Source organism: Mycobacterium sp. THU-M104, assembly GCF_049197365.1.
In the GTDB taxonomy this organism is placed as follows: domain Bacteria; phylum Actinomycetota; class Actinomycetes; order Mycobacteriales; family Mycobacteriaceae; genus Mycobacterium.
Genome location: NZ_JBMIOP010000274.1, coordinates 1 through 20,121, shown reverse-complemented (window position 1 = coordinate 20,121; position 20,121 = coordinate 1). Strand labels below are relative to the sequence as shown.

General features: G+C 68.0%; 22 protein-coding genes and 1 pseudogene. 12 read left to right on the top strand and 11 right to left on the bottom strand.

The genetic code is table 11. The features are described from left to right. Positions 1–117 precede the first annotated feature (117 nt). A complete protein-coding gene (locus ACOJVU_RS19725; RefSeq protein WP_421531324.1) occupies positions 118–402 on the top strand; it encodes a hypothetical protein in 285 nt (94 codons plus the stop codon). A gap of 230 nt (positions 403–632) precedes the next feature. Here ACOJVU_RS19725 and ACOJVU_RS19720 read toward each other — a convergent pair whose 3' ends face one another. Together ACOJVU_RS19720 and mhuD are read right to left on the bottom strand one after the other, a co-directional pair. Then, positions 633–1,997 carry a serine hydrolase gene (locus ACOJVU_RS19720; RefSeq protein WP_421531323.1) on the bottom strand — a complete coding sequence of 455 codons (1,365 nt, stop codon included), beginning with the start codon at positions 1,995–1,997 and terminating at the stop codon, positions 633–635. Beyond that, positions 1,972–2,292: a mycobilin-forming heme oxygenase MhuD gene (mhuD, locus tag ACOJVU_RS19715; RefSeq protein WP_421531322.1), complete on the bottom strand. Its 321-nt coding sequence runs from the start codon at positions 2,290–2,292 to the stop codon at positions 1,972–1,974. Before mhuD ends, ACOJVU_RS19720 begins: the two co-directional genes overlap by 26 nt. 64 nt (positions 2,293–2,356) lie before the next feature. Here mhuD and ACOJVU_RS19710 point away from each other — a divergent pair, with 64 nt between their 5' ends. Together ACOJVU_RS19710 and ACOJVU_RS19705 are read left to right on the top strand one after the other, a co-directional pair. After that, positions 2,357–3,139, top strand: a complete 783-nt coding sequence (locus ACOJVU_RS19710) for an alpha/beta fold hydrolase (RefSeq protein WP_421531321.1) — start codon at positions 2,357–2,359, stop codon at positions 3,137–3,139. Between the two features lie 63 nt (positions 3,140–3,202). Next, positions 3,203–3,526 (top strand): helix-turn-helix transcriptional regulator, encoded by a 324-nt coding sequence (locus ACOJVU_RS19705; protein WP_421531320.1) that lies wholly within the window; start codon positions 3,203–3,205, stop codon positions 3,524–3,526. Positions 3,527–3,547: 21 nt separating this feature from the next. Here the strand turns inward: ACOJVU_RS19705 and ACOJVU_RS19700 are convergent, their stop codons facing one another. The 5 genes from ACOJVU_RS19700 to ACOJVU_RS19680 are packed head-to-tail and all read right to left on the bottom strand — an operon-like array spanning position 3,548 to position 9,533. After that, the gene (locus tag ACOJVU_RS19700; RefSeq protein WP_421531319.1) at positions 3,548–4,411 is read right to left on the bottom strand and encodes a DUF6671 family protein; all 864 of its coding nucleotides are present in this window, start codon (positions 4,409–4,411) and stop codon (positions 3,548–3,550) included. Positions 4,412–4,420: 9 nt separating this feature from the next. Further along, positions 4,421–5,053 (bottom strand): carbonic anhydrase, encoded by a 633-nt coding sequence (locus tag ACOJVU_RS19695; protein WP_421531318.1) that lies wholly within the window; start codon positions 5,051–5,053, stop codon positions 4,421–4,423. A gap of 24 nt (positions 5,054–5,077) precedes the next feature. Then, positions 5,078–5,377, bottom strand: coding sequence for a P-II family nitrogen regulator (locus tag ACOJVU_RS19690; protein ID WP_421531317.1), 300 nt, complete (start codon positions 5,375–5,377; stop codon positions 5,078–5,080). A 14-nt stretch (positions 5,378–5,391) separates the two neighbouring features. After that, positions 5,392–7,989 (bottom strand): DUF2309 domain-containing protein, encoded by a 2,598-nt coding sequence (locus tag ACOJVU_RS19685; protein ID WP_421531316.1) that lies wholly within the window; start codon positions 7,987–7,989, stop codon positions 5,392–5,394. Then, positions 7,986–9,533, bottom strand: coding sequence for a proton-conducting transporter membrane subunit (locus ACOJVU_RS19680; RefSeq protein ID WP_421531315.1), 1,548 nt, complete (start codon positions 9,531–9,533; stop codon positions 7,986–7,988). Before ACOJVU_RS19680 ends, ACOJVU_RS19685 begins: the two co-directional genes overlap by 4 nt. Positions 9,534–9,602: 69 nt before the next feature. On the opposite strand from ACOJVU_RS19680, the gene ACOJVU_RS19675 reads away from it, so the two are divergent. From ACOJVU_RS19675 to ACOJVU_RS19665, 3 genes and pseudogenes are all read left to right on the top strand, one after another. Continuing rightward, positions 9,603–9,932 (top strand): ArsR/SmtB family transcription factor, encoded by a 330-nt coding sequence (locus tag ACOJVU_RS19675; RefSeq protein ID WP_421531314.1) that lies wholly within the window; start codon positions 9,603–9,605, stop codon positions 9,930–9,932. 5 nt (positions 9,933–9,937) lie between these two features. Next, entirely contained in the window at positions 9,938–10,351 is a 414-nt protein-coding gene (locus ACOJVU_RS19670; RefSeq protein ID WP_421531313.1) for an NADH-quinone oxidoreductase subunit B family protein, read from the top strand. Between the two features lie 33 nt (positions 10,352–10,384). Continuing rightward, positions 10,385–11,382: pseudogene (locus ACOJVU_RS19665) on the top strand (NADH-quinone oxidoreductase subunit C); the annotation flags it as partial. A 90-nt stretch (positions 11,383–11,472) separates the two neighbouring features. Here the strand turns inward: ACOJVU_RS19665 and ACOJVU_RS19660 are convergent. Continuing rightward, positions 11,473–12,384: an A/G-specific adenine glycosylase gene (locus ACOJVU_RS19660; protein ID WP_421531312.1), complete on the bottom strand. Its 912-nt coding sequence runs from the start codon at positions 12,382–12,384 to the stop codon at positions 11,473–11,475. Here ACOJVU_RS19660 and ACOJVU_RS19655 point away from each other — a divergent pair. Both ACOJVU_RS19655 and ACOJVU_RS19650 read left to right on the top strand, forming a co-directional pair. Beyond that, positions 12,383–13,000 (top strand): carbonic anhydrase, encoded by a 618-nt coding sequence (locus ACOJVU_RS19655; protein ID WP_421531311.1) that lies wholly within the window; start codon positions 12,383–12,385, stop codon positions 12,998–13,000. The two genes, ACOJVU_RS19660 and ACOJVU_RS19655, sit on opposite strands and share 2 nt — an antisense overlap. 168 nt (positions 13,001–13,168) lie before the next feature. Beyond that, positions 13,169–13,969, top strand: coding sequence for a hypothetical protein (locus ACOJVU_RS19650; protein WP_421531310.1), 801 nt, complete (start codon positions 13,169–13,171; stop codon positions 13,967–13,969). A 4-nt stretch (positions 13,970–13,973) separates the two neighbouring features. On the opposite strand, the gene disA is transcribed toward ACOJVU_RS19650, so the two are convergent. The 3 genes from disA to ACOJVU_RS19635 are packed head-to-tail and all read right to left on the bottom strand — an operon-like array spanning position 13,974 to position 17,060. Then, positions 13,974–15,047, bottom strand: coding sequence for a DNA integrity scanning diadenylate cyclase DisA (gene disA, locus ACOJVU_RS19645; RefSeq protein WP_421531309.1), 1,074 nt, complete (start codon positions 15,045–15,047; stop codon positions 13,974–13,976). Next, a complete protein-coding gene (gene radA, locus ACOJVU_RS19640) occupies positions 15,044–16,471 on the bottom strand; it encodes a DNA repair protein RadA (RefSeq protein ID WP_421531308.1) in 1,428 nt (475 codons plus the stop codon). Before radA ends, disA begins: the two co-directional genes overlap by 4 nt. A gap of 58 nt (positions 16,472–16,529) precedes the next feature. Further along, positions 16,530–17,060, bottom strand: a complete 531-nt coding sequence (locus ACOJVU_RS19635; protein WP_421531307.1) for a hypothetical protein — start codon at positions 17,058–17,060, stop codon at positions 16,530–16,532. Between the two features lie 306 nt (positions 17,061–17,366). Between ACOJVU_RS19635 and carD the strand changes: the two genes are divergently transcribed. The 4 genes from carD to cysS form a co-directional block, all read left to right on the top strand. Beyond that, positions 17,367–17,855 (top strand): RNA polymerase-binding transcription factor CarD, encoded by a 489-nt coding sequence (carD, locus tag ACOJVU_RS19630; protein WP_421531306.1) that lies wholly within the window; start codon positions 17,367–17,369, stop codon positions 17,853–17,855. 13 nt (positions 17,856–17,868) lie between these two features. Next, positions 17,869–18,543, top strand: coding sequence for a 2-C-methyl-D-erythritol 4-phosphate cytidylyltransferase (gene ispD, locus ACOJVU_RS19625; RefSeq protein WP_421531305.1), 675 nt, complete (start codon positions 17,869–17,871; stop codon positions 18,541–18,543). Then, entirely contained in the window at positions 18,540–19,019 is a 480-nt protein-coding gene (gene ispF / locus ACOJVU_RS19620) for a 2-C-methyl-D-erythritol 2,4-cyclodiphosphate synthase (RefSeq protein ID WP_421531304.1), read from the top strand. The genes ispD and ispF overlap by 4 nt, the downstream gene beginning before the upstream one ends. 50 nt (positions 19,020–19,069) lie before the next feature. Beyond that, positions 19,070–20,121, top strand: a 1,052-nt coding sequence (gene cysS, locus ACOJVU_RS19615; protein WP_421531303.1) for a cysteine--tRNA ligase, incomplete at its 3' end; no start/stop codon positions are given.

Genomic DNA, 20,121 nt, shown 5'->3' with positions numbered 1-20,121 from the left:
AGTAGCGCTGAGCACAGTCTCGACGCCGCCAGCGCAGACTCGGCACCAGCGGCGTCTGGTAACAACCCCCGACGAACTTACGGGCGAGACCACTAGCGATCGCAGCAAACGGGCGGCGTGGCGATCAACGCCCTCGGCTGGCGACAGCTCGAAGCGATGTCCGGCCTGGCCACCCAGGGACTGGCCGGCACCAAGGTGCGCCAGCTCGCCGGGCCCGAACAGCGTGCCTACCAAACCGCCAAATTGCTGGGGTTGCAGGCCGCAACAGAGCCGAGGTTGGCCGACCTGGATTGCGGGTGTGGCGCGGCAAGGCGCTTTGGGATGTCCGCCCCGCCGACCTGGAGCAGTGGCTCACCGAACCGGCCCGCGCGCCGCACGGGGGCGAGTCGATCCTCGAGCTGATCGACCGGGTGGGCGACTGGCTGGAGTCAGTGGAACAGGGTCCGCCTGGTGACCCGTCGCGGACGGTGGCGGCGACCCACCCGGCGGTGACCCACCCGGCGGTGTTCGCGCGGCGATCCTGCTGGCCCTTGACGTTCCCCGAAATCGTTTTGGCGGATAGACGTGTCACCGCTCAGCCGCATCGTCTTGCACTGCCGGAAGGGCCGCTGAGCGGCTACGGCTGTAGCCGGTCAGCGCGGGGCGATCAACGCGAACACCTGCTTGGCGATGGTCAGCATCCACCCGGTCACGGTCGGCCCGTGGTCGCGGGGCCAGTTCAGCTGAAAGCTGACCACCCAGGGCTGCCGTGTCTTGTCGACGGCATACCAGCTGAACGTCAGGTCGCCCGGCAGGCCGCCGGCTTTCGCGCCGATATACGGCCAGATGTCGCGGTCCAACCGGACGCCGGAGACCGCAGAAAGGATCCGCCGGACCGGTGCCGCCGCCCCGACCGCGTCGGCCTGCAGCGCCGCGTGGACCCGGCAGATGTCCTGGGCGGTGCCGTACCACTCCGCGCCGTAACTGGAGGCCGGCGTGTGCGCACGAGTCGGGTCAGGCTTATAAGGCGTCGAATTCGCTTGCGCCAGCAGATCGGCGCGAACTTGCGGGGAACCGTGTTCCCATTGGGTGCGCAGGTCCGGCATGCCCCAGCCGACCGAGAACAGTTCGTACATCGTGGGGAAGGGGGTCATGCTGGCCGGGTCGTGATGGCCGGCCGTGGCGAGTGCCTGTTCGATCGCGTGCGTGCCCAGCCTCCCGATCAGCAAGTCGGTGGCCATGTTGTCACTGGTGGCGATCATCTTCTCGGCGGCCGTACGAACCGAAACCTGTTCTCCGGGTTGTAGTTCCAGCCCCGATGAGCCCACCGCCCGGCTCTTGTCGGTGACGGTCAGCTGATCGTCCCAGGATACGGTGCGATTCTGGATCGCCCCGGCCAGGGCGTGCAGGACGTACAGCTTGAAAATAGAAGCCAGCGGTAGCGGTTCGGCGCTGTTGGTGCCGGCCACCGGGTCGCAGTTCCCGTCGTCGACCTTGGCAACCTGGTAGGAATAACGAGCACCCGTCGTGCTCAGCACCGCGTCGACGTCGTCGAACGACGTGATGGTCGGGGCGTGGGTGTCCAGGTCGAAGTGATCGACCCGGCCCTGCTCGTCGTTGTGGATGCGGATGTCCTGGCGGGCGCCGTAGGAAGAGATCAGATGCAGCGTGGCCACACTGGCGCTGACGTCCACCTTGTCGAGCGCGAAGGGCCGATCCCACCACAGCTTTTCCATGGTCGCTTCGACCCGCTCGACGTCGTCGGGAGCGGCGAGGCTGCGCACTCCCACCGGTCCGATCGGCCAATCCGAGTTGAGCATGTCCAAGGTCTGCTGGGCCCGCAGTCCCGGAGGGGTCCGGGTGTCGATCGCCCGCCCGGGTTCCGACGCGCTTGCCCGCGGAGGTCGGGTGGGGGCACAGCCCGGGGTCAGGGCCACGATCAGCGAGGCGGCGGTGCCCAGGGCCAGCAGGCGGTGCCGGGCCGGAGTCCGGCTACGTGGTCTGGTCTTTCCCGGCAACGTCCATCACAACCTCGAATTCCAGCAGCGACGCACCGGTTGCCACGGGATTGGCCCGTTCGCCGGCGTGGGCTTCGATGGCGGGACCTTTGGCCCACGCCTGGAAGTCTTCCTCGGACTCCCAGCGTGTCACCACGAAGTAGCGGTTCTCTCCCTTGATCGGGCGGAGCAGCTGAAACCCCAGGAATCCTGGTTGGTTGTCGACCGCGTGGGCGCGGTGGGCAAACCGCTTCTCCAGCTCGGGGCCGGCGTCTGCCGGCACGTCGATTGCGTTGATCTTCACCACTGGCGGCATGCGGTCAGGCTACCGCGCGGCAGGCGCTGTCGGTCTTGCGGGGCGGTTCCCGCAAGATGGTGGCATGCCCGCCGAACTGTTGATCCACCAGGGTGGGCACGGCGACCCTGTGGTCCTCGTGCACGGCCTGATGGGGCGCGGTACCACCTGGTCGCGACAGCTGCCGTGGCTCGCTCGGCTGGGCGCCGTGTACACCTACGACGCGCCGTGGCACCGTGGCCGCGACGTCGCGGAGCCATACCCGGTCAGCACCGAACGGTTCGTGGCGGACCTGGCCGAGGCGGTGGGCGGGCTGGGTGCACCGGCCCGGCTGGTCGGTCACTCCATGGGGGCTTTGCATTCGTGGTGCCTGGCCGCCGAACACCCGGAACTGGTGTCAGCGCTGGTGGTCGAGGACATGGCCCCGGACTTCCGCGGGCGCACGACCGGGCCATGGGAGCCGTGGTTGCAGGCCCTTCCGGTGGAATTCGACAACGCCGGCCAGGTACTGGAGCAATTCGGACGGGTCGCCGGGCGGTATTTCCTGGATGCTTTCGACCGCACCGCCACGGGTTGGCGGCTGCACGGTCACACCGCGCGATGGATCGAGATCGCCGCCGAGTGGGGCACCCGCGACTACTGGGCGCAGTGGACGGCGGCGCGGGTGCCCGCGCTGCTCATCGAGGCCGGCGACTCGGTGACGCCGCCGGGCCAGATGCGTGCGATGGGCGACCGAGATTGCCTGACAACTTATCTGGTCGTTGCTCAGGCTGGCCACCTGGTGCACGACGAAGCGCCGCACGCCTACCGTGCCGCCGTCGAGGCCTTCTTCGTGGGGCTCGAGCACGCTGGGTCAGCCCTCCTGTGAACTGCGATGGTCGCCCATTTGCGAATTCTTTTACGCGAAATCGCGCTGTAGTATCCTCGTGGAGTGGACGACTCGCGGGATCCGAGGTCGGCAACCCGGCACACTGCCGAGGCTGCCGACCGCACCTGGACGTTCCTGACCAACCACGGGCACGTGTTGTTGTGCGTATCGAACGGTGAGCCGTTGACGGCGCGGGAACTGGCGCTGCGCATCGGCATCACCGAGCGTTCCGTGCAGGCGATTCTGACCGATTTGACCACTGAGGGGTATCTGATCAAGTCCAAGGTCGGTCGCCGTAACGTCTACGAACTCAATCCGCAGGGAAAGCTGCGCCATCCACTGGAAGCCAGTCATTCGGTGGGTGAACTCGTCGCAGCATTGTCGTGATACCGCACCGGCAATCGCTTTTCAAGGATTGCATGCCGGGCAGAATGCCGGATCTGCATCGGCTTCGCTGCGTGGTAGCGCGCTTTGACGCGCGCATGCTGGGCACTCGAGGATGTCGGCGGCGGCAAGGCTGGTCGGATAACCGCATGTCCGGCAAGGCAGGCCGTCGCGGACGGCGACTTTGCCGTATCCGGGACAGGTGCACCCGGGGCAAGGTGTAGCAAGCCGGCGGGCAAGCCGGCCCGCCAGGGCGACCAGGACATCACGGCGGGTGGGGTTGTGATGTGCACGCAGGTCGGGTTCGACCCAGGCCTGCTTGTCCGCGGTAAGCGCCAGCGCCGCGTCGACCACCTCGACGAGGGTCGCGGTGTCGGTGATCCCCTTGCCGAACACCCGCGTTCGATGGTCGACGACGGCCTTGACCGCGGCGCCCTGGCGAGGGAACCCGAAGCCGCGCGCCGCGTCGACAGCTCGGTCGGGACTGTCGACCAGCCGGGGCGGTCCCGGAGCACCGGGGGTGCACAGACCCTCGACGATCTGAAAGCCGCGCACGTCGTCGACGAAGACCAAGATTTCTTCGTGCACGGCCAGCGCGGCGAACCAGGAGTCGTAACTGGCCTCGCTGGCCAAGCCGTAGGGAACTCCGACAGCCCGCATTGCCTGGCGGGCCTTGGCGGTCGCCGCGGCCGACGGCGCCGCCGTCCTGGTCACCTCTCCCGTGAAGGTGCCGAACTGATCGGTGTCGATCCCGGGCGGGGCGACGACCTGCGCTCCGAGTACGGCGGCGAAGGGAGGTGCCACTTGGTGTTCCTTGCCGTGCATGGTGCCCATCGCAATCACCGCCCCGGCATAGGCGATCGACGCGCCGACATCACCACCATCCATGTGGCTGACTCACACGCACTCCAACAACGGTGAGTCGCTTTCGGCAACGTCTCCGAACGTCGCGCAGGCGCGCAGTCGGCCGTCATGACGGTCGACGACAAGGCACACGATCGCCGCGCGCCCGCCGTCGACGGCCTTGGCGATCACCGGTGACTTGTGCAACAGCGTGACGCCGGTTTGTACGACGTGCGCGGCGGACAGTTCGTCGGCCGTGCCGATGGTGGCATTGAGCCGGGTCAGTGACGAGATACCCTGCTCGACGACCGCGCGGACCGCCCCGTCGGGGAAGCTGACGTTCTTCCACGCGTCCAGTGCGGTGCGCATCGCGGCGCAGTCCGAATGGCCCAGGACGGCGATCACCGGTGTTCTGAGTGTGTCGACGGCATACTCGAGCCCGGCCAACACGCCCATGTCGACGACGTGGCCCCAGTTGCTGATGTCGAGCAGCGCGCCGCGGCTTTGGCCGAATACCGTCTCACTCGCCAGCGATGAGTCCGCGCAGCGGAACACCGCTGCCAGAGGTTTTTGCCGCTCGGCGGCGACATCCGGCTTGGAACGCAAGGCCGCGCAGCCACGTTCGTTGCCGTTTCGCAGTCGCCGCCAGGTGGCCGCTGGGTTGGCTACGGTGCAGTGCTGGGACATGGGTTTTCCTTTCCTGGTGGGTTTTCAGCTGAAGTACTCGGGTCGACTGACGTAGGTGTCGGTGACGAACATGACCCCGGGTGAGCCGTCGAATAGGCGACGCAGTCCCGCAATCAGCGGTCCCGACTTCGCCTCCGGGACGACGGTGATGAGCAGCTCGAGAGACGCCTGTTGGTTGAAAAGCAGCCGGCCCTGGTGGTAACCGTGGTGGCCGAGCCCCGACACACCGGACACGCTGGTGAAGCCTGTTGTCCCGGCGCTGCGGAACTGCTCGCGAACTGCCGTTACGTATTCTCCGGGAACGACGACCTCTATCTTGGTCATCTTGGTAAGTCCGTCTACCGACATGGGGTTACCTCCTGTTCGATGGGGTGATTGGGGTCGGCTTCAGCGGTCACGCCCCAGCTGCGCCAGCCGCCTCGGGTCCAGCGTTGCCAGCCTTGGTCTGCGTGTTCGCGGGCAGCCAGGCAAATCCAGTCGTTGCCGAACAGGTTTTGCAGTAGGGGATTTCGCTGGATCACCATGTCGATGCGCTGCAGCGGTGCCTGGACGATGGCCAGCAAACGCATGGGTTCGTGACCGAAGGACCGACCATCGGTGACCGACTGCCGGGGCAGGCCCAGTTGCAGGTCGCCTCCGTAGCCCGCCAGCACACCCACGCCGGCGACCACGTTGTGGATGGTCTTGGTTCCCGCTCCGAAGACCTCGGGCGCAACTGCCGAGAAGTAGTACTGACAGTTGATCCATTGAGCGACCACCATCGGCGCGGTCAGAATCGTTTCCAGTGCGCTCCCCTCGGGGTCGACTTCGGCCTCGTAGGAATGCAGGAAAACCCTTCGGCGCAGGTCGATTCCGCGGGTGATCGCGCGCGGAGCCACGATGAACGCCGCGTTACCGGCCAGGCCCCACTCGGGGAAGACCTGCGCCCAGTCGAGGGATCTGTTGACGACGTGGCGTGCGGCTTGTGCCGGGCGGGCCGCAGCAGGGCCGCCGGGAAGGCCCGCGCAACGCTCGGCGGCCAGTTCAGCTCCGGCGATTGCGAGATCTGTCCTGAGCCTGCGCACGTCGTGGCGGTGGCCGGCCGGAACCAGGTGCATATCCAGGACGGAGACCCGGTCGGTCGCGGTGTCATGCAGTGCCGCGACGAACCAGGTGTCGTCAGGAATCGCGATGCCCAGATTGCGCAATTCGCCGCGCACCTCGGTGTTGTTGAGGATCGCCGCGGCGGTGCGGGCGTTCGGGCCGCCGGCCTGCCCGCCACATGCTCCGCAGTCGAGCGCCGCCTGGTACGGGTTGTTTTCGGTGAGGCTGCCGTGACCGCACAAAACGACCAGGCGGGCGAATCCGTCGGTCAGCCCCATGGTGGTGAGGGCCACCTGGGCGTAGAGCGCGCGCCGGCCCAACTCGGTCGTGTCGTTGATCGACAGCACGGTCGGCGCGGGGGGCGCCACCCGGTCGCGCAGCCGTCGGCGCAGGGTGCCGGCGACTTTCGGGCTCAGCGTTTTGGCCGCTGCCCACGGGCCGGCGGCCCAGCCCGCGGCCTCGGCCAAGGCGAACGGGGCGAGCAGGGCCTGCTTGGCGGCATGGAACGCCGCGTCCGCACCGGCCAACGTGACGCTGCCGTCACGCAGGCGCCGCGCCGCGGCATCGGCGGACGGTGCCGGGATCTCACGGACATCGTGCTCCGGGCTGATCATTACCGGGCACAGATCGTCGGGCCTTCCGCCGAGGAGGTCGCTGAACCGGATCGCGACGGCAAAAAAGCCGGCGAAACCGAAAGTGTCGTATGCCCCAAGGGTTTCCACGTGGCGACGCAGCCCCTCGGACCGGGTGTCGATGCAGCACACGAGCTGGGCTTGCGCGCGCCCACGGCTTTGTGTCGGCGCGTTGCACGCCAACGTCTGCAGCAGCGCGTCGCGGTAGTTACCCTCGTAAGCCTGCTGCCAGACCATGGTCCGCGCGGTGACGGGCAACGCCGACAACACCCTCGCCGCCGCGCCCATATCGGCGTCGTCAACCTCGTCCAACCCGTGAGTTCGGGCCAACGCGCCGGCTCGGTCCCGGGCTGAGGGAACCGGTTGATCGACGGCGCCGCCAGACTCGGGAACCGGCTCAGAGCCACTGTGCGACAACAACACCGCCTCGTAAATCAGCCGCATCGCGAGGTAGTCCAGCAGGTCAATACCGTTCGTGCGGCCGGCAGCCCAACGGACGTGGGCGGCCCAGCCCGGAAGTCGGGTCAGGTGCGCCTGCAGGTAGGTGATCCGTTCGTCGTCGGCGACGGTCAACTGTTGTAGAGCCTGCAAAGCCGCATCGTCGGCTCGGTCGGCCACCTTGCGCAGCGCCGCCCGGATGCTCCTGCTCAGCGTGTGATCCCCGGCGGCCAATTCCCGCCAAGCGTGGTAGAAACCGTCGCGCTGCCCGGGCATCCCCCAGCCCGCCGCAGAGGAGCCAAAGTACGCCGTGCACCATTTCGCGGCTTGGTCGTCGACCTGCTGAGCAATCCGTGGTGCGACCTTCTCGCTGCAGGTCATGCTGCGTCGCTCGGGTGCCGCGGCGGGTTCGCCGTGCAGAAGGTCGGCGCGCAGCAATTCCGCGGGCGTAACCGAGCGGTCCCCCATCCGGACGGGCTCTCCGTCGAGCAGCGCCGGGTAACGCTGCCGCAGAACCGAATCCAGGTCGGCGTCGGTGATCCGCCCGCGACGGTAGAGATGGCGGTAGGTGGTCTCGTCCAGCACGCCCCGAACACCGTAGAGATCGCCGGCGCGCCGGACCGCCTGTTCGAAAGGCATCGATTCCAGCCCCGCCAGGGGGTTGACCGCAATGAACGTCTCCAGCGGGTAGTGCGTGGGGACGACGCGGGCGGCGAGGTTGACCTCACTGCGCAGCCGCGCGCGGCGGGTTTGTATCGAGACGTGTTCTGCCACCGTAGTCACCGGAGCGCTCCTGTCTTTGTCATCGGAATCTGTCCTGCTACCAGTGCTTTCGTGTACAAGGCGCGCTGGAACCGACCAGTGCGACCGCCGGGCGGCGCCTGGCGCAGCAACGTCAGCCCGCCCAGGGCGACGGCCACCGCGGCGAGGCCGGGAGACGCGCCGGCGGGCACGGTGACCGCGGGCAGGTCGGGGGCCAGGAATCCGGTCACCGCACCCATCAGCGCCACATACCCGACTGCCGCCACGAGCAACGCCGCGACGCCGAGGAGGGCAGCTCTCGCGCTTGGGACTCGGGTCAGCCAGCCGGTCAACGCCGCCGCCGCGGCCGCCCAGGTGAACACCAGCAGTGCTTCAGCCGAACCGTGTTCGACGTCAGGTACGCGCACGACGTTGGCGGCCGCGTACAGCACAGAGGCGGACAGGAGCATCGCCGCGAGCCGGATCGCCGTCTGCCGTGCCGCGGTCAGGGCCGGGGCGGTTGGCCTGGAGGCCTTTTGACGGCGCCTGGCTATCGCCGAACCGGACGACAGGAACAAAGTGGCCTTGTAGAAGCCGTGGCCCACCAAATGGAACACCGCCGCGGCGGACAGTCCCAAGCCGCACGTCAGGATCATGAATCCCATCTGTGCCATCGTCGAGTACACCAATGACCCCTTGACGTCTGGCCTGGTGAGCATGATTACGCCGCCGTAGATCATGCTCAGCAGGCCGGCGCCGAATGCCAGCGCCATGGCGACGGGAGATCCGCTGACGATGGGGGCGAGTCGGACCAGTAGTACACCGCCGGCGTTGACGACACCGGCGTGCAGTAGCGCTGAGACGGGTGTCGGTGCGGCCAGGGTCGCAGGCAGCCAGCGCTGGAACGGAATTTGGGCCGAACGTGACAATGCTGCCACGACGATCAGTGCGGCCGCCGCCAGCAGAAGTGGCGATTGCTCGATTCCGTTGTGGCTCAGAGTTGACAGCCTGACACTGCCCCGCTTGGCGATGAGTAGGCCGACAGCCAGCCACAGCGCGAGGTCGCCGAGCAGGAATGCGGTTGCGGTGCGCCGCAATCCCTCTCGTGCGGCGGGCAGCTCCCAATAGGTGGCCAGCAGCAGGCACAGCGCGATACCTGCCGACGTCCAGCTGAGGGCCAACCCGACCAGGGTTCCGGCAGTCATCAGGCCGGCGGATGCGCTGGTGAGCAGGCCGCTGCCGGCCACGAACCAACGCGAGCGTGTGTCGCGCGCAAGGTATCGCAAAGCGAAGCCCTGGACCACCGTGCTCACGCCGTAGACCAGCACCAGCAGCACAGCGCTGAGCCTGTTGGCTTCCAGCTCGAATAGTCGGGTGCCGTGATCGGCGCCCACCGTGGCCGACACGGAACCGTGGGCGGTCACGTCAAGCCCGAGCATGACTGCGCCGACGAATCCCGTACCGGCGGCCGAGGCCCCGATTCTGCCCACGAGGCGGGGGGATCGGGAACCGGCCAGCAGCGCACTCAGTGAAGCGAGGAGCGGTAGTGCCACAACACCGGCGAGCATCGGAGGAGCGGTATACATACGATTCACAGTACGCGTGACTAACTACACGTGTCAATTAACAGGAATTAGGATTCGCTAGTTCTAGGTATGCATTGCTGTACTTTCGGCAAGTCCGAGTTCGTCAAGACGCTGGGGCATCCGGCCCGGATCCGGGTTCTCGCGTTGCTCGCGTCGGGAGACAACTCGGTCACCGAGCTGTTGCCGGAGGTCGGGCTGGAATCGTCGAACCTGTCTCAGCAGCTGGGCGTCCTGCGCCGCGCCGGTGTCGTCGACGCGCGCCGGGACGGCAACACGATGGCCTACTCGATCGCCTCGCCGGATATCGCCGAACTGTTGACGGTGGCGCGCACGGTTCTCACCGGGGTGCTCAGCGACCTCATCGCGGTGCTGGAGGACCTGCGCGCCGGCGCGGAGTAGCCGTCATGGGCTGGATCGGCAAAGTATTGCGGAGCGGGCGGGTCGCCGAGCCCGCCGGGCCGACGCAGTATCCGGTGACGAGTCCCGTTGTCGGCGTGCGTGGTTCGCTGCAGATCCGGCACGTCGACGCCGGCTCCTGCAACGGGTGCGAGGTGGAGGTCTCGGGTGCGTTCGGGCCGGTGTGCGACGCCGAGCGGTTCGGTGCCCGGCTGGTGGCCTCCCCACGCCACGCTGATGCGCTCCTCGTGACCGGAGTGGTGACGCGCAATATGGCCGAGCCACTGCGGGCCACGATCGACGCCACCCCGCTGCCGCGGCTTGTGAGCGCCTGCGGGGACTGCGCGCTGAACCGCGGGATGTTCGCCGATGGCTACGGCGTGGTCGGCGCGTTCGGCGAAGTGGTGGCCGGCGACGTCTAACGCTGTCGTGCGGCAGGAGTACTGGGCGAATGGTTTCGTCTCGCACTGGTGGCGGCGCACGGCGACGGGGCGTGTTGTGCGTCGTCTACCTGTTTCTGGCCGGCCGACCCGACTGTCGCGTCGAGATCGAATGCGTTGTCGGCAAGGATGACCCCAAGGTGCTCTCGCTTGCACAGCTGTCGTTCGCGGCCGGCCGGTTCGAGCGTGAGATGGCCGACCTGTCCGGGATCCGGCCCGCCGGCCATCCCCAGCCACGCCGGCTCGTGCGCCATGGGCACTGGCCGGAGAAGTGGTATCCCATGCGTCGCGATGCCGGGTGCGCAACGGAATTCGACGGCGCCGGCCGCTTCCCCTTCGCGCCCGTCGAGGGGCCGGGCCGCGTGCGACGCGGTCGAGTTGGCCGAGCGCGTCAGCGGCGACACCTCCGTTGCGCACGCGCTCGCCCACGCCCTGGCCGTCGAAGACGCGCTGGGACTGGAACTCCCCGACGAGGTGCACCGACTGAGGGCGCTGCTCGTCGAACCCGAACGGCTCTACAACCACGCCGCTGACCTGGGCGCGCTGGCCAACGAGGTCGGATTCGGGCTCGCCAACGCGCACGCTTTGCGCGTACGCGAACAGTTGCTGCGCATCAGCGCGGCCACCACCGGGCATCGGCTGCTGCGCGGCGCCGTCCGGCCGGGCGCGGTCACGCTGCGGGCGCTGCCCGACGTGGTCGTGCTCAGATCCATCGCGCCGACGTCGCTGAGATCGCCGAACTGACTCTGGGCAACAGCGTGGTCGACGAACGGTTCGCCGGCACCGCCTTCCTGCCCAACGACGACGCGCGAGCACTGGGCTGCCTGGGCTATGTCGCGCGCGCCAGCGGCATGCGCACCGACGCCCGGCTCGAGCATGCCGCGACCGCGCTGCCCGTCACCGAGACCGGCGCCGCCGCGGGCGACGTGCTGGCTCGCTACACGGTGCGCCGCGACGAGTTCGCAGTGGCCACGAAGCTGGCCTGCCTGCTGATCGAAAATCACGGTCGCCCGAACGGTCGCATGGCCCCGACTTCCCTTTGGCGAAAAAAAGTTTCGACCAGTCCTACGCCGGAAACGGCCTGCGATCAGGACCTGTGACCGCTACCCTTCGCCGGACAGCGCGAACCGGCCGTCGGCGGTAAGGGTGACCAGGCCGTCGGCGAGCAGCGAGCCGAGCGCCCGCTCGCGCTGTGTCTGATCGGCCTGCCACGCCACGTCGAGTTCGGCACGCACCACCGGAGAATCGCTGCCGCGCAGGACATCCAGCAGCCGCCCGCGGACCTGACGATCGGTGCCGGCGTAGGCCTGTGCGCGGCGCGCCGGGCCCTGAGCCTCGGGATAACCAGCGTGCCTCCACGAACACTCGCTGAGCGGACAACTCCCGCACCGCGGGGTGCGTGCGGTGCATACCGTCGCACCGAGTTCCATGATGGCCGCCGAAAACCGTGGCGCCGTGACGTCGTCGGGCAGCAGCGCTGCGACGTCGGCGTGGTCGCGGGCCGCTGACGGTGCGGCGGCGTCGGCCCACCCGTGCACGGCCCGGGCCACCACCCTGCGCACGTTGGTGTCCACTACCGGCACCGGCCGGTGGTAGGCGAAGCAGGCCACGGCCCGCGCGGTATAGCTGCCGACCCCCGGCAGGGTCAGCAACGTGTCGACGTCGTCGGGGACCACGTCGCCGTGGTCACGAGCGATGACGATGGCGCACTCGTGCAGCCGCTTGGCCCGCCGGGGGTAACCCAGCTTGCCCCAGGCGCGCAAGACGTCCGCCGCGCTCACGGCGGCCGTGGCCGAAGGGGTGGGCCAGCGTCGAACCCAGTCGACCCAGACCGGCAGCACCCGGGACACCGGCGTCTGCTGCAGCATGAACTCGCTTACCAATATCTGCCACGCGCTGACACCGGGCTCCCGCCACGGCAGGTCGCGGCGGCACCGGTCATACCACGGCAGCAACTCATCGGCACGGACAGTTGGCTGCCCGTTCACCGGCGGCTGCGGCATGATGTGGGCCATGCCTAACACCAGTCCGGTAACCGCGTGGAAAGCACTCACCGAGGGTAACGAGAGGTTTGTGGCCGGCAAGCCGCAGCATCCCAGCCAGAGCGTCGAGTACCGGGCCAGCCTGGCGGGTGGACAGAAGCCCACTGCGGTCGTGCTCGGCTGTTCGGACAGCCGGGTGGCAGCCGAGCTAATCTTCGACCAGGGTCTGGGCGACATGTTCGTGGTGCGCACTGCCGGGCAGGCGATCGACGCGGCGGTGCTGGGCTCCATCGAGTTCGCGGTGACGGTGCTCGACGTGCCGCTGATCGTCGTGCTGGGACACGACAGCTGTGGTGCCGTCAAGGCGGCGCTGAGCGCGATCGACGACGGTGCGATACCGGGTGGGTTCGTTCGCGACGTGGTGGAGCGGGTTACGCCCTCGATCCTGATGGGCCGTCGCGAAGGCCTGAGTCGCGTAGACGAGTTCGAGGAGCGGCACGTCCGCGAGACGGTGGCGCAGCTCATGACGCGCTCGTCGGCCATCGCCGAGCGTGTCGCCGCGGGAACGCTTGCGATAGCGGGCGTCACCTACCACCTCGCCGACGGGCGCGCGGTGCTGCGCGATCACGTCGGCGACATCGGGCAATAGAACAGCGGGCGCCACTCGCATGACGAGCGGCCCGTTAACAGGGCGGTCGGCCCGCTAACACGGCGGTCGGCCGGCCAACTCCGCGACACGCCGCGGCAGGCCGGGCAAATCCGCGACACGCCGCGGCAGGTCGGGCAAATCCGGATGACCTGGGCCTACGGTGAATTCGTGTTGGATCTGGAACCGCGTGGCCCGCTACCCACGGAGATCTACTGGAGGCGCAGGGGCTTGGCGCTGGGCATCGCGGTCGTCGTGATCGGAATCGTGGTCGCGATCGTCATCGCCTTCACGGGCGACAACGCGGGTGCCAAACCCGCCAGTACCGACAAACCCAACTCCGCTCAGGGCAAACCGGGCGCACCGGCGCCGCAGGCGCCGCCGCCAGGTCAGGATGGCAACAATCCGATGGCGCCGGGGCCGGGTCAAAACCTGGAAATGCCCACGCCCACAGCGGCGGTCCAACCGCCACCGGTGCTCAAGGAGGGCGACGACTGTCCCGACTCGACCCTGGCTGTGAAGGGTCTGACCAACCAGCCCCAGTACTTCATCGGCGACCAGCCGAAGTTCACCATGGTCGTCACCAACATCGGCCTGGTCTCCTGCAAGCGGGACGTAGGCGCCGCGGTGCTGGCCGCATACGTCTACTCGCTGGACAACAAACGGCTGTGGTCGAACCTGGACTGCGCGCCGTCCAACGAGACGCTGATCAAGACGTTCACGCCCGGTGAGCAGGTCACGACGGCGGTGACCTGGACCGGCATGGGGTCGGCACCGCACTGCCCGCTGCCGCGGCCGGCTATCGGGCCGGGCACCTACAACCTGGTCGTGCAGTTGGGTAATCTGCGCTCGCAGTCGGTTCCGTTCATCCTGAACGCGCCCCCGCCCCCGCCGGGTCCGTTGCCCGCGCCGGGTCCGTTCGCCGCGCCCCCGCCGGAGGGGTCCCAGGTCGGCCCTGCGCAAACAGGCTGAGGCCTCAGTTGAGGGAGTCGGCGATCGTCGACTCCGCCAATTGCGACAGTCCCTCTCGCACGTGGCGTGCCCACATCGCGCCGATGCCCTCCACTGACTGCAGATCGTTCGCGCTGGCCGCCAACAGCCCCTGCAATGTCCCGAACGACCGGACCAGCAGGTCGACGTGGGCGAATTGCAGTCGGGGAATGCCGGCCATTGCGCGGTACCCTCGCGGACTCAGTGCCGAATCCTGCGCGTCGGCTGACGTCGGGTATCCGAAAACCTTTGCCAAACAGGTGAAATCGAGCAGCTCGGCATCGGAAAGCGCGTCCAACTCGTCAAGGGTGGCGGTCAGCTGCGCACCCGACAGGGGCTCTGGAGTGGCGTGATAGTCACGTAAGACCAGTTCTCGGGCGATGTTGTTACCGCCGAGCAGCTCCTCGAGCTGCAGCCGCAGCTGGCGCCCGTCGGTACCGAGCTCGACGACATCGTTGTCGATCGCCAGACCGATCCGGCGCACCAGCTCGAGTCGCTGTACCACCGTCATGACGTCGCGCAGCGTCACGAAGTCTTCGATCTCCGCACGCGACAGTTGCCTGCTGACCTCGTCCAGCCGCGCCTTGTACCGTTCCAGTGTGGCGATCGCCTGATTGGCGCGCGACAGGATGGTCGCCGAATCAGCGACCACGTGCCGCTCCCCGCCCACGTAGACGGTGACGATGTTCATCGAGTGGCTGACCGAGATCACCGGGCAGCCGGTCTGGATCGCGGCCCGCTCCGCAGAGCGGTGGCGGGTTCCCGATTCGTCGGTCGGTATCGACGGGTCCGGGACCAGCTGCACATTGGCCCGAACGATCCGGCTGCCGTCAGTGGACAGCACGACCGCACCGTCCATTTTTGCCAGCTCGCGCAGCCGCGTGGGTGCATATCGGACATCGAGCGCGAAGCCGCCGTCGCAGATGGCCTCGACGTTCTCGTCGTTGCCGAGCACGATCAGCGCGCCGGTGCGGCCGCGCAGGATGCGCTCCAGACCGTCGCGGAGTCCGGTCCCCGGGGCCAGGCGGGCGACAGTCTCACGCAGAGTCGGACCGGTCACAGCGTGCCATTCTGCGGCCACATCGCGTCACGCGTCCAGCCGGTCCCCGTGCGGTGATCGGCGATGTCGATCATGTGCTCGAGCGCCGCCCCGATCGTCGGTGCCCGCAGCGCGCGCATCCCGCTCGGGACAATCTCGCGCCGAGGGTCGTCCCCGTCGGGAATCAGGGCGATCGTGAACCCCTGGCGTGCGGCCTCGACCAGCCGCCGTTCCATCCCGCTGACCCGCCGCAGATCGCCGGCGAGCCCGACCTCCCCGATCATCACCGCCGTCGTCGGTAGCGGTAGATCGGCGTATGCCGAGGCGAGTGCCAGTGCGACGGCCAGATCCGACGACGGGTCGGTCAACCGCATGCCGCCCACGGTCGACAGGTAGATGTCGTTGACGGCGATGTTCAATCTGGCGTGCTTTTCCAGGACGGCGGTGATCATTGCGGCGCGCGAGTGGTCGATGCCGCTGACGGCACGGCGCGGTGACCCGGAGGAAGGTGTCGCCAGCAACGCCTGAATCTCGCCGATGAGCGGGCGCTTCCCGTCCAGCGCCACGGTGATCGCGGTCCCCGGTACCGGTGCCGGCCGCTGGTCCAGGAACAGGTTGGACGGGTCGGCGACGCCGTCGATGCCGTTGTCGTGCAGCATGAAACAGCCGACCTCGTCGGCGGCGCCGAACCGGTTCTTGACGCCGCGGACCATCCGCAGGGGGCCGTTGCGATCGCCCTCGAAATGCAGCACGACATCGACGAGGTGTTCCAGCGACCTCGGCCCGGCTATGGCGCCGTCCTTGGTGACGTGGCCGACCAGGATCAACGCGACGCTGCCCGCCTTCGCGGCCGCGGTGAGGGCGGCGGTGACCGCGCGTACCTGCGTGACGCCGCCGGCGACGCCGTCGACTTCGGTCGTGGACATGGTCTGCACCGAATCCACGATGACCAGCGCGGGTTTCACCGTCGCGATGTGCTCCAGCACGGCGTGCAGATCCGACTCGGCGGCCAGGTAGAGCTCCTCGCTGCCGCAGCCGGTACGGTCGGCGCGCAGCCGGATTTGGCCGGCGGACTCTTCACCGGAGACGTACAGCGCGCGTCGGCCTGACTGCGCCCAGCGATGAGCCACCTCGAGCAGCAGCGTCGACTTGCCCGCACCGGGGTCACCGGCCAGCAGCGTGACCGACCCGGGCACCACACCGCCACCCAGCACCCGGTCCAGTTCGCCGACACCCGTCGAGCGATGCCGACTGGTGTCGGGTGCCACCGAGGTGATCGGAACGGCGCGGGAAGTGGGCGACCCGCGGCGGGCGCCCCTGACCGCGCCGATCACGGGCACCTCGTCGACCGTCCCCCACGTGCCGCATTCCAGGCAGCGTCCCACCCACTTGGCGGTGACGTGGAGGCATTCGGTGCAGCGGTAGTGAGATCGCGAGATTGCCACGTTCCGAAGGTATCGGGCCGGTACGACAAGCCCGGCGTGACAGGCCGGCGGGCCCGGTTCAGACCCGCGGGGATGTGACCGGGGCCGAGATCGGCACCAGCACGCTGGCCTGTCCGGCCTTTTCGAAATTGAAGGTGAAGTGGTAGTTGAGGCCGTTGGTGATCGGCTTGGCCAGGGTCACGGTCGCCCGGGCCGCGGTGTTGGAGTCGATCGGGCCGGGGGCTACGTACTTGCCTTCGGGTTCCCCGATGAACAGCATTCCGCCGGCGGGGATGCGGGTGTCGCCGGACACGGTCACTGTGCCGATCTCACTGGTGATGCCCGTCAGGTTGTCGATGGTTTGCGGGGACTGGTTGACGGCTACCAGCGCCAGTTCCACGGTCCGGCCCGGCTGAAGGAAGTCGCCGTGTTGCACCGCCTGGATCCGAATGTTGCGCAGCGCCACGTTCTGAATCGTCACCTTGTTCCCGTTGATGGCGGGATCCTGCAGGGCCGTTTGCGAGACCTGGCCTGCCCCACAGCCGCTGAGCAGGGCGGCCAGACCCAGAACCGCGACGACGATGGGGAGGCGGATCTTGGAACGTTTCACTCGGTGCCTCCTGGCTGGCCGTTTCGACTGTGCAACGATGCGCGTTCGCCTGTGCAACTATGCACAGTAGTAGGTAGCCGCCCGGCGCGGTAGCGCGGGCCGCAAGACAGGCCGCGTGACCTGCGCAACTGGGTTCCGGTAAAGTACCGATAGGGCAAAACGAGGAGATGGATGTGTGTTCCACTGCACGTCTTGAACCGCCTGTCAACCCCTAATCTACGCGTGTTGTGCCTCTGACCTGCGCTGTTGCTTCGCGCGTGTTGGGCCGCCGTGTTAGGATGAAGTAACGAAAGGGGCTCGAATCAGATGATCTTCAAGGTCGGCGACACCGTTGTTTACCCTCATCACGGTGCTGCGTTAGTCGAGGCGATCGAAACCCGGACCATCAAAGGGGAGCCAAAAGAGTATCTCGTCTTGAAAGTGGCGCAGGGCGACCTGACAGTTCGAGTTCCCGCGGAGAACGCCGAGTACGTCGGCGTCCGCGATGTCGTCGGACAGGAAGGCCTCGACAAGGTGTTCCAGGTGCTGCGGGCTCCGCACACCGAGGAGCCGACCAACTGGTCGCGCCGGTACAAGGCCAACCTCGAGAAACTCGCCTCCGGTGACGTCAACAAGGTTGCCGAGGTGGTGCGTGACCTGTGGCGCCGTGATCAGGAGCGTGGGCTGTCCGCCGGCGAGAAGCGCATGCTGGCCAAAGCCAGGCAGATTCTGGTCGGCGAACTGGCGCTGGCGGAGAGCACCGACGACGCAAAAGCGGAAACAATCCTCGACGAGGTTCTTGCCGCCGCTTCCTGAGGGCCGTGAGGCTGTGGTGGTCGCAATCGTGCCGGCGGCGGGGTCGGGCCGGCGGTTGGCCGCTGGTATACCCAAGGCATTCTGCGAGGTCGACGGCCGCACCCTGCTCGAATGTGCCGTGGATGGCTTGCTGCAGTCCGGGGTTGTCGACCGCGTGGTTGCTGCCGTTCCCGCCGACCGCGTCGATCAGGCCGGCCGGTCGCTGGCCGGGCAGGCCACCGTCGTGGCCGGTGGGGCGGACCGCTACGAGTCGGTGCACTTGGCCTTGTTGTCGATCGGTGACACCGATCGACCGGACTACGTGCTCGTGCACGACGCCGCGCGCGCCCTGACCCCCCCCGCGCTCATCGTGCGCGTGGTCGAGGCCCTGCGCGACGGTCACTCTGCGGTCGTGCCGGCGCTGCCCGTGTACGACACGATCAAGGCCGTGGATGCCAACGGAGTGGTTCTGGGCACCCCGGAACGGGCCGGACTGCGCGCAGTGCAGACGCCGCAGGGCTTCGCCACCGACCTGCTGCTGCGCGCCTACGGGGCCGCAAGCACCGCCGGTGATGCCGGCTTCACCGATGATGCGTCGCTCGTCGAGCACGTCGGCGGCCAGGTACAGGTGGTTGACGGCGATCCGCTGGCGTTCAAGATCACCACCAGACTCGATCTGCTGCTGGCCGAAACGATCGTTCGCCGATGATTCAGCTGCCACGAGTCGGTCTGGGTACCGACGTGCACCCGATCGAACCCGGGCGGCCGTGCTGGCTGGTGGGGCTGTCGTTCCCCGCCGCCGACGGTTGCGCCGGCCACTCCGACGGCGACGTGGGGGCGCACGCCCTGTGTGACGCCGTGCTGTCGGCCGCAGGGCTGGGCGACATCGGCGCGGTGTTCGGGGTCGACGATCCGCGTTGGAGGGGGGTCAGTGGCGCCGAGATGCTCACCCACGTCGCCGGCCTGATCTCGCGGCATGGCTACCGGGTCGGGAACGCCGCCGTGCAGGTGATCGGCAACCGCCCGAAGATCGGTCCGCGGCGCGCGGAGGCCCAGCAGGTTTTGTCGGGTCTGCTGCGGGCACCGGTATCGGTGTCGGCGACGACCACCGACGGGCTGGGCCTGACCGGGCGCGGCGAGGGCCTGGCCGCCATCGCCACCGCGCTGGTGGTCCCCATCGGGTAGTTCGCTCGGTGGCGCAGGTTGCGGCAACACGCCAGGTAAGCTGGCCCGTCGTGACCGATCGCGCCCGCATGCGCCTCTACGACACCATGGCCGGCGTCGTGCGTGATTTCGTCCCGCTGCGCGCGGGCCATGTTTCGATCTACCTGTGCGGCGCCACGGTCCAGGGCCAGCCGCATATCGGGCACGTGCGCAGCGGGGTGGCTTTCGACATCCTGCGCCGCTGGCTGAACGCCCGCGGGTATGACGTCGCGTTCATCCGCAATGTGACCGACATCGACGACAAGATCCTCAACAAGGCCGCCGCCGCCGGCCGGCCGTGGTGGGAATGGGCGGCCACCTATGAGCGCGCGTTCACGTCGGCCTACGACGCCCTCGACGTGCTGCCACCGTCGGCGGAACCGCGCGCGACCGGGCACATCACTCAGATGGTCGAGCTGATGGACCGCTTGATCAACACGGGTCACGCCTACGCGGCCCGCGGGGACGTGTACTTCGACGTGCTCAGCTACCCGGAGTACGGTCGGCTCTCCGGGCACCGGATCGACGACGTGCACCAGGGCGAGGGCGCGGCCGCCGGCAAGCGGGACCCGCGCGACTTCACCCTCTGGAAAGGCGCCAAGCCCGGTGAGCCCTCATGGCCCACACCGTGGGGCCGTGGACGCCCGGGTTGGCACCTGGAATGCTCGGCGATGGCTCACACCTACCTTGGCGCGGAATTCGATATCCATTGCGGTGGAATGGATCTGGTCTTTCCCCACCATGAGAACGAGATCGCCCAGAGCCGCGCGGCCGGGGACGGGTTCGCCCGCTACTGGTTGCACAACGGTTGGGTGACAATGGGCGGGGAAAAGATGAGCAAGTCGCTGGGCAACGTGCTGTCGATACCAGCGATGCTGCAGCGCGTGCGTCCGGCCGAACTGCGCTATTACCTGGGCAGCGCGCACTACCGATCGATGCTGGAATTCTCCGATACCGCTCTGCAGGACGCGGCCAAGGCTTATGCCGGGCTGGAGGAGTTCCTGCACCGGGTTCGCATCCGGGTGGGCGCCGTCAAGCCCGGCGAGTGGACCCCGCGGTTCGCCGAGGCCCTCGACGACGACCT

What these genes read in the sequence shown, in the direction of transcription:
- ACOJVU_RS19710 (WP_421531321.1), top strand. Translation starts at nt 2,357, where the DNA reads ATGCCCGCCGAACTGTTGATCCACCAGGGTGGGCACGGCGACCCTGTG.
- carD (WP_421531306.1), top strand. Translation starts at nt 17,367, where the DNA reads ATGATCTTCAAGGTCGGCGACACCGTTGTTTACCCTCATCACGGTGCT.
- ACOJVU_RS19675 (WP_421531314.1), top strand. Translation starts at nt 9,603, where the DNA reads ATGCATTGCTGTACTTTCGGCAAGTCCGAGTTCGTCAAGACGCTGGGG.
- mhuD (WP_421531322.1), bottom strand. Translation starts at nt 2,292, where the DNA reads ATGCCGCCAGTGGTGAAGATCAACGCAATCGACGTGCCGGCAGACGCC.
- ACOJVU_RS19680 (WP_421531315.1), bottom strand. Translation starts at nt 9,533, where the DNA reads ATGTATACCGCTCCTCCGATGCTCGCCGGTGTTGTGGCACTACCGCTC.
- ACOJVU_RS19690 (WP_421531317.1), bottom strand. Translation starts at nt 5,377, where the DNA reads ATGACCAAGATAGAGGTCGTCGTTCCCGGAGAATACGTAACGGCAGTT.
- ACOJVU_RS19660 (WP_421531312.1), bottom strand. Translation starts at nt 12,384, where the DNA reads ATGGCCCACATCATGCCGCAGCCGCCGGTGAACGGGCAGCCAACTGTC.
- ACOJVU_RS19670 (WP_421531313.1), top strand. Translation starts at nt 9,938, where the DNA reads ATGGGCTGGATCGGCAAAGTATTGCGGAGCGGGCGGGTCGCCGAGCCC.
- ACOJVU_RS19695 (WP_421531318.1), bottom strand. Translation starts at nt 5,053, where the DNA reads ATGTCCCAGCACTGCACCGTAGCCAACCCAGCGGCCACCTGGCGGCGA.
- ispF (WP_421531304.1), top strand. Translation starts at nt 18,540, where the DNA reads ATGATTCAGCTGCCACGAGTCGGTCTGGGTACCGACGTGCACCCGATC.
- ACOJVU_RS19655 (WP_421531311.1), top strand. Translation starts at nt 12,383, where the DNA reads ATGCCTAACACCAGTCCGGTAACCGCGTGGAAAGCACTCACCGAGGGT.
- ACOJVU_RS19700 (WP_421531319.1), bottom strand. Translation starts at nt 4,411, where the DNA reads ATGGATGGTGGTGATGTCGGCGCGTCGATCGCCTATGCCGGGGCGGTG.